We start from the raw sequence: 654 nt of genomic DNA, 5'->3' as shown, positions 1-654 counted from the left end.
ATTTATGGTCAAGGGGAAACACTAGGACAACAAAAGATATACGATGGAGGGATAACTTGGAATACAAAAGTTATGCGAGGAGGTGTGCAAGAGATTGCAAAAAAGACTCAAAGCGCAAAAAATGGTGGTTCTGCTTTTGATACACAAGTCTTTGGTGGTGGTAAACAGCGTATTTTAAAAGAGGGTAAAGCTATTGGAGTTACTTTAAATGAGACCGCTCTTCAGGAAATATATGCTGATGGATCTGTAAAAAATTTAACAATTAATGATGAAGCAAAATCATTGGTGTATGCTGGTGGTACGTTAGAAGGAAAACCACTGGTAAGTCATTCTGGACAACTTCATCTTTATGCTGGAAAAGAGCAACATCGTACTACAGTAGAAGAGGTTATTTTAAATGGAAAAGAGACAAAATTGTACTCTATCACTGATGAGTTTGATGGCAAAAGCTCTCTCATTCAGAAATTAAGTGGTGAGGGGAGTGTTCTTTTTGCATTTACCGGCTCGGATCCGTATTACTCTCAGCTTCATGTTAATAATCTTTCAGGAAGTTTACATTTCGCGTTCAATACCACCATTGCTCATAACCGTGGTGATTATCTCTTCGTTGAGAAAGGGGCAGGCAATCATACGATCAGTGTTGCTGATTCTGGC

1 protein-coding gene is annotated in these 654 nt (G+C 38.7%); it reads left to right on the top strand.

Features of this window, described 5'->3' with window-relative positions; translation table 11 throughout:
- A partial coding sequence (locus tag ACFIO5_RS12280; RefSeq protein ID WP_375705555.1) for a pertactin-like passenger domain-containing protein occupies positions 1-654 on the top strand: 654 nt, incomplete at both ends.

The sequence above is a fragment of the Bartonella sp. AA86SXKL genome (assembly GCF_042196885.1).
This window is presented reverse-complemented; position numbering and strand designations above follow the sequence as displayed.